The following is a 6,615-nucleotide window of genomic DNA, read 5'->3' as shown; positions in this document are numbered from 1 at the left end:
TTATAGAAAATCAGCCGCTTAGTACTAACCTTGACAATCCCGAAGCGCTAAGCTATCTTCGCCTAACGGACGAGCAAGAAAAAGGGGATTTAGTAGTAAACCATTTTGAAAAAAGTGTCCAGTTATTAGGGGGCTAAGACAGGATTTACTTTTTGAAGGGCTTCCTGAGAAATTCCCTGAGAAATTTAGTCAACTCATTCTGTTGAGAGTTAAGATTGAAAAATGGTGGATATTAAATATTGACATTCCAACCAATCCCGATTTTGATTCATCCCCGGAAATAAAGGAAGATGAAATAATGACATCATCACAAATTTGGAATCAAATTATTTTTGATATGCTTTCGGGTGATGAAAAGAAGGCATCATTCTATAAGAAAGAATTTCTAAAGACTTTTTAAAAACAGATGGCCAAACAACCTGAACAAATATTAGAAGAACAATTGGTTGCTCAACTGCAAAGGCTGGGTTGCGGGTTGGTACAAGAGAGTGCAGCTGAAAACTTTAACTTCATTCGTAAAATGGCGCTCAATATTATTCGCAAGAAAAAAGATGGCAAAAGAAGTCTTCATAGAAAAAGGCTAAATGCCGCATGGGACATTGATTACCTTGGTGGTGGCCCTGGACTCGACCCCCGGATCCTTTTTAATTTCTCCCATGTTTCTTATAAGAAACATGGGAGAAATAAGGACTCAACTCAATTCTGCGCTTGCGCCTCAGGTTTCGGCATAAGCACCTTTCTCGATAATTTGAATTTACCTGTCTTCGGATCAGTACCAATGAGTTTTACTTTTACAACATCACCTTGTTTCAATATACCATCCAGGTTTTCTAATCTGCGATGATCAACTTCAGAGATATGTAAAAGACCGTCTTTGCCCGGCAGGAATTCAACAAATGCGCCGAAGGCAACAATTGTTTTCACTTTTCCTTCGTATACTTCGCCTACTTCAGGGGTGGTGGTAATGCCTTTGATCTTCGCGATAGCTTTGTCTATCGATTCTTTATCAGTTGCTGCTATGTCAATAACACCAGTCTCTCCAACTTCTTCGATCATAATAGTGCAACCCGTTTCACGCTGCATTTCCTGGATAACTTTTCCACCAGGGCCGATGATTGCTCCGATAAATTCTTTCGGAATAACCATTTTTACAATGCGTGGAGCATGTGGTTTGTAGTCTTCACGAGGTGCGCTTATCACTTTGGTCATTTCACCTAAAATGTGAAGGCGGCCGGCTTTGGCTTGCGCTAAAGCTTCTTCCAGCACTTTGTATGATAAACCATCCACTTTAATATCCATCTGGCAGGCAGTGATACCATCTTTGGTACCCACTACTTTAAAGTCCATATCACCCAGGTGATCTTCATCACCAAGTATATCCGACAAAACCGCGTATTTTTTTGTTTTACTGTCGCTGATCAATCCCATAGCGATACCTGCAACAGGTTTAGCCATTTTAACACCGGCATCCATCAGTGCAAGTGTTCCTGCACATACGGTTGCCATGGATGACGATCCGTTTGACTCAAGAATATCCGATACAACACGAACGGAGTAAGGGATATCTTTCGGCAGCATTTGCTTTAAACCACGCATAGCCAGGTTACCATGTCCCACTTCCCTGCGGCCTGTTCCGCGCATCATTTTTACTTCACCTGTTGAGAAAGGAGGGAAGTTGTAATGAAGCAGGAACCTGTTTTTTCCGTTTATAAATGCGCCGTCAATAATCTGTTCGTCAAGTTTTGTTCCCAGTGTAACTGTAGTTAACGATTGAGTTTCACCACGGGTAAACACCGCTGATCCGTGCGCGCTTGGCAGGTAATCCACTTCGCACCATATAGGACGTATCTGTTCCAGCTTGCGGCTATCCAAACGTGTACGCTCGTTCAATACAGATTGACGCACGGCTTCTTTTTCAATGTCGTGGAAATATTTATTCAGCAAGAAAGCTTTTTCTTTTTTCTGCTCATCGGAAAGTGTTGCACTGAATTCCGCACGGATAGCTTCGAATAGTTCTTTGCGTTTGCTTTTGTTGGCATGGCCGGCTTTGGCAACAGCATACATTTTATCGAAACAGGCTTTGTTGATCGTTTCTCTTAATTCAAGGTCGCTTGTTTCGTGAACATAAGTGCGCTTGGTTGTTTTACCGACTTTTTTAGCCAGTTCCAATTGTGCTTTCACTTGTATCTTGATCGCTTCATGTGCAACTTTTATTGCGGCAAGCATATCCGCTTCAGAGCATTCTTTCATTTCGCCTTCAACCATGTTTACATCATGTTCAGATGCGGCAACCAGAATTTCCATATCGGAGCTTTCAAGTTCAGTACGGGTTGGGTTGATAACAAATTTTCCGTTGATACGCGCTACGCGTACTTCAGAGATAGGCCCGTTGAAAGGAATATCAGATACAGCAATAGCTGCGGAAGCAGCTAAGCCTGCAAGGGAATCAGGCATAATTTCTTTATCGGAAGAGATCAGGTTAATTAACACCTGCGTGTCTGCGTGATAATCTTCAGGAAATAAAGGACGAAGTGCGCGGTCAACCAGTCGGCTGATGAGAATTTCATAATCGGATAAACGTGCTTCACGTTTAAAGAAGCCTCCGGGGAAACGGCCAACAGAGGCGTATTTTTCCTGGTAGTCAACAGTAAGCGGCATAAAATCGACATTCTCTTTCGCGTCTTTATTTGAAACAACAGTTGCGAGTAACATGGTATTGCCCTGGCGTACAACAACGGAGCCATTGGCCTGTTTGGCTAATTTGCCGGTTTCGATTGTAACAATACGCCCATCTCCAAGATCGAACGATTGTGTAATTGCAGTTTGTGACATCTTTTTTTGTTTTTAATCCCGCCGGATGCGGTGGTTTATATTTATTTTTCGTTTATTATTTCTGGTTTTAGTATGCTTGCGAAAACTTCACACATCTTCCTTTTTAAGCACAAAAGCATCCGCAATTAGGCAGATGCTTTTAATGTATATATATCAGTAAATGGAATTACTTTCTGATGTCGAGTTCTTTAATGATTGCACGGTAGCGGGCTATTTCTGTTTTTTTCAAGTGATCCAAATGACTTCTTCTTTTACCAACAAGGTTAAGAAGTGAACGTTGAGTGCTCACATCCTTTGGTGATTTTTTCAGGTGCTCGGAAAGATGATTGATGCGGTGAGTGAACAACGCAACCTGGCCTTCTGCAGAACCTGTGTTTTTTTCAGATTTGCCGTGCTTTTTGAAGATTGATTTTTTTATTTCAGCAGTTAAATACATCGTCTTTGATTTTAAAATTTATAAAGGATTGCAAAGATAAGCGATTCTTTTAAATGGACAAGCTTAAATTTGGTCAATATTCATTGAAAATTGGGCAAAATTGAATAGGAAATATGGGTCAGGGTTACTAGTTTTTGAACATGACCAAAAATTGTGAAAGCTTGATTTTCAGTTCTTTGCGATTTATTATTTTGTCCAAAAACCCGTGTTCCAATACAAATTCGGCTCTCTGGAAGCCTTTGGGAAGGTCTTTACCTATTGTTTCCTTTACAACACGCGGGCCGGCAAAGGCTATAAGTGATTCGGGTTCGCCTATGTTAAGGTCGCCAAGCATGGCGAATGATGCAGTAACTCCTCCTGTAGTAGGATCGGTTAATAATGAAATGTAAGGAATGCGTGCATCGGCTAACAATGTAAGCTTTGCGGATGTCTTGGCCATTTGCATCAATGAGTACGCAGCTTCCATCATACGGGCTCCACCTGATTTGGAGATAATCATTAAGGGGATATTATATTTCAAACAAAAGTCAATGGCTCTGGAAATTTTTTCACCGACAACAGATCCCATAGAACCGCCGATAAAATTGAAATCCATGCAGGCAACTACCAGGTCATTTCCGTCTACCTTACCGGCCACCGTACGGATAGCATCTTTTAATTCAGTTTTCTTCTGTGAATCAGCAAGACGGTCGGTATATTTTTTTGTGTCTTCAAAATTCAATGGGTCGCCGGCTGATAGATTTGGGTTCAGCTCGGCATATTCGTTATTGTCAAAAATTATCTTAAAGTATTCCGCTGATCCTATACGTTCATGGTAATCGCAATGCGGACAAACATACATTCCATCCGCATGTTCGTTTGACGGAGTTATTTTTTTGCAGGAAGGACATTTATACCATAGTCCTTCAGGAGTACCTTTTTTCTCCTTTGTACTGGTTTTAATTCCTTTTGTTATCCTTTTATACCAACTCATTGTGGAAATTAAAAATTATGAATTAAAAATTAAAAATGAAAATCAATCAACAGAATCTTAATTCTCAATTTTTAATTCTTAATTAATTGCTTCAGGCAATTGTTATGTCCTTATTCAAATACACATCCTGTATCGCATTAAGCAGGGCTACTCCCTCTTGCACCGGTTTTTGAAATGCTTTGCGGCCGGCTATCAGGCCTTGTCCGCCTGCACGTTTGTTAATAACTGCTGTAGTTACAGCTTCTGCCAGGTCGGAGGCACCTTTTGATTCACCGCCTGAATTGATGAGTCCAATACGGCCCATATAACAGTTTACAACCTGGTACCGGCACAGGTCGATCGGGTTATCTGTTGTAAGGTCAGAGTATACTTTACTGCTTGTTTTGCCGAAATTAATTGCGGTATACCCGCCGTTATTGGTCGGAAGTTTTTGTTTGATAATATCTGCCTGGATGGTAACACCGAGGTGATTGGCTTGTGATGTCAGGTCAGAGGCAGTATGATAATCAATGCCATCTTTTTTGAAACCATTGTTGCGCAGGTAGCACCACAATATTGTGGCCATGCCTAATTCGTGTGCCTGCTGAAACGCATTGGCGATCTCTGTGATCTGACGGGATGATTCATTGGATCCGAAATAGATTGTTGCACCTATAGCTGCTGCGCCCATATCGTGAGCTCCTTTCACGGTTCCGAAAAGGATCTGGTCGAATTTATTGGGATACGACAAAAATTCGTTGTGATTTACTTTAACGATGAATGGGATCTTATCCGCGTATTTTTTTGATACCGCGCCAAGCACACCATAAGTTGATGCAACAGCGTTACAGCCACCTTCAACAGCAAGCTTCACAATATTTTCGGGGTCAAAGTACATTGGATTTGGCGCAAATGAAGCGCCGGCAGAATGTTCTATCCCCTGATCAACGGGGAGTATGGAAACATATCCTGTTTTTGCCAAACGTCCGTGGTTATATATTCTTTTCAGATTATTCAATACTTTTTCGTTACGGTTACTTATTCCGAAAATGCGGTCAACAAAATCGGCACCCGGTAAATGCAGCTGCTCCTTTGTTATTGTTGTACACTTATGGTTCAATAATTTATCTGCACTTGCACCTAATAGTTCGGCAATTTTTGAATCAGCGACTTTTGCGGTAGACATTTGTTTAAAATTTATTGTTAAAAAACTAGTTACAAGCCGGTATTAATTTTACTGTGTATGGCCTTTCTAAGCTTCCTGAAAGCGGGAAACGGAACGCAAACCTACATGATTTTTTTTCAAAACACACATAAACTTTAATGAAAAAAATCATGTACGGTTCCTTCTGACCTTAATAACTTCAAATTTTTACAGAAGAAACGAGCATGTATAATTTACACAAAGAGTTGTGAATATAAAAATACGAGTTCCACTTGACCTTCAGCATATTATAAAATATGTTCAAGTGAAAGCTAATAAAAAATAGTTTATGCCGCTATATTTGCAAGTGGTTGATATTCAGAACATAAAATGAGTCAACAGGCTTTTATAACTGCTTTTTAAAACGGATAACCAATACCCAGGTTGAAGTTTGTGAAAGAGTAGCCACTGGTATGGTTTTTTTGAAAATCTATTTTCCATTCATTGTCAAATAAGTGCTTTATAACCCAACGGTCGCCTTCAGCAAACTGTGGGTCGCATACTTTTATTCCCAGGTCGAAGCGGATTATAAAAAAGCTGAAATCAAGTCGTGCGCCGATACCTGAGCCGATAGCGATCTCTTTATAAAAGCGATCGGGCTGAAAGTTCCCACCTATAGAACCTGCACTTTGTTTCAGCAGCCAGATATTTCCGGCATCTACAAAAAATGCCCCGTTAAGTTGTCGTAACATCTTAAAACGGTATTCAACATTTCCTTCCATTTGCATTTCACCGATCTGGTCAAAATTGAAACTGGCAGGATATGAGCCCGGTCCCAGGGAGCGTATTTGCCAGGCCCGAATACCATTTGCGCCGCCCCCGTAAAAACTCTTTTCAAAAGGAAGGGATTGAAGATTGGCTAAGGTTTTACCTATTCCTCCGGTTGCCCTGAATACCAATTGATGGTACTCGGCCATTTTTTTATAATACCTCAGATCAATATCCACACGCAGATATTGCGAATAAGGAACATTCAGTACCTGATAACTGCCATTTACATCTTTGCGTACACCCGCAAGATTATCAAAAGCACGCAGGAGGTTCCCTGAAGTCTCAAAGTTAAAACGTAGGTAACGGTGGTTCCTGTTTTTTTGGATCACCTGGTCATTAAATATAAAACTATACCGTGTATCTGTAACAAGGTGGGGTTGATAGCTGTTCTTGATAAGAATATTTTTACTGTTGTCAATT

The 6,615-nt window shown here is 40.7% G+C and carries 6 protein-coding genes; 1 reads left to right on the top strand and 5 read right to left on the bottom strand.

Going from position 1 to position 6,615, the window contains the following annotated elements; genetic code table 11:
• Positions 1-202: 202 nt before the first annotated feature.
• On the top strand, positions 203-400 hold the full coding sequence (locus HYU69_12405; GenBank protein ID MBI2271139.1) for a hypothetical protein: 198 nt from the start codon (positions 203-205) through the stop codon (positions 398-400).
• Positions 401-696: 296 nt separating this feature from the next.
• Here the strand turns inward: HYU69_12405 and pnp are convergent, their stop codons facing one another.
• From pnp to HYU69_12380, 5 genes are all read right to left on the bottom strand, one after another.
• Positions 697-2,832, bottom strand: coding sequence for a polyribonucleotide nucleotidyltransferase (pnp, locus tag HYU69_12400; protein ID MBI2271138.1), 2,136 nt, complete (start codon positions 2,830-2,832; stop codon positions 697-699).
• A 166-nt stretch (positions 2,833-2,998) separates the two neighbouring features.
• Positions 2,999-3,268 carry a 30S ribosomal protein S15 gene (rpsO, locus tag HYU69_12395; protein ID MBI2271137.1) on the bottom strand — a complete coding sequence of 90 codons (270 nt, stop codon included), beginning with the start codon at positions 3,266-3,268 and terminating at the stop codon, positions 2,999-3,001.
• Positions 3,269-3,395: 127 nt separating this feature from the next.
• On the bottom strand, positions 3,396-4,241 hold the full coding sequence (locus HYU69_12390; protein MBI2271136.1) for an acetyl-CoA carboxylase carboxyltransferase subunit beta: 846 nt from the start codon (positions 4,239-4,241) through the stop codon (positions 3,396-3,398).
• Positions 4,242-4,332: 91 nt separating this feature from the next.
• Complete coding sequence (locus tag HYU69_12385; protein ID MBI2271135.1) at positions 4,333-5,406, bottom strand: class I fructose-bisphosphate aldolase; 1,074 nt, start codon at positions 5,404-5,406, stop codon at positions 4,333-4,335.
• Positions 5,407-5,783: 377 nt separating this feature from the next.
• Positions 5,784-6,615: BamA/TamA family outer membrane protein (locus HYU69_12380; GenBank protein MBI2271134.1), on the bottom strand; the 832-nt coding region annotated here is incomplete at its 5' end.

The organism is Bacteroidota bacterium (assembly GCA_016183775.1).
GTDB lineage: Bacteria > Bacteroidota > Bacteroidia > JABDFU01 > JABDFU01 > JABDFU01.
Note: the sequence above shows the minus strand (reverse complement) of the source record. Positions and strands in the feature narration are given on the sequence as shown.

Bases quoted from the DNA above. Each gene is read 5' to 3' on its own strand.
- pnp (MBI2271138.1), bottom strand. From the start codon at position 2,832: ATGTCACAAACTGCAATTACACAATCGTTCGATCTTGGAGATGGGCGT.
- rpsO (MBI2271137.1), bottom strand. From the start codon at position 3,268: ATGTATTTAACTGCTGAAATAAAAAAATCAATCTTCAAAAAGCACGGC.
- HYU69_12390 (MBI2271136.1), bottom strand. From the start codon at position 4,241: ATGAGTTGGTATAAAAGGATAACAAAAGGAATTAAAACCAGTACAAAG.
- HYU69_12385 (MBI2271135.1), bottom strand. From the start codon at position 5,406: ATGTCTACCGCAAAAGTCGCTGATTCAAAAATTGCCGAACTATTAGGT.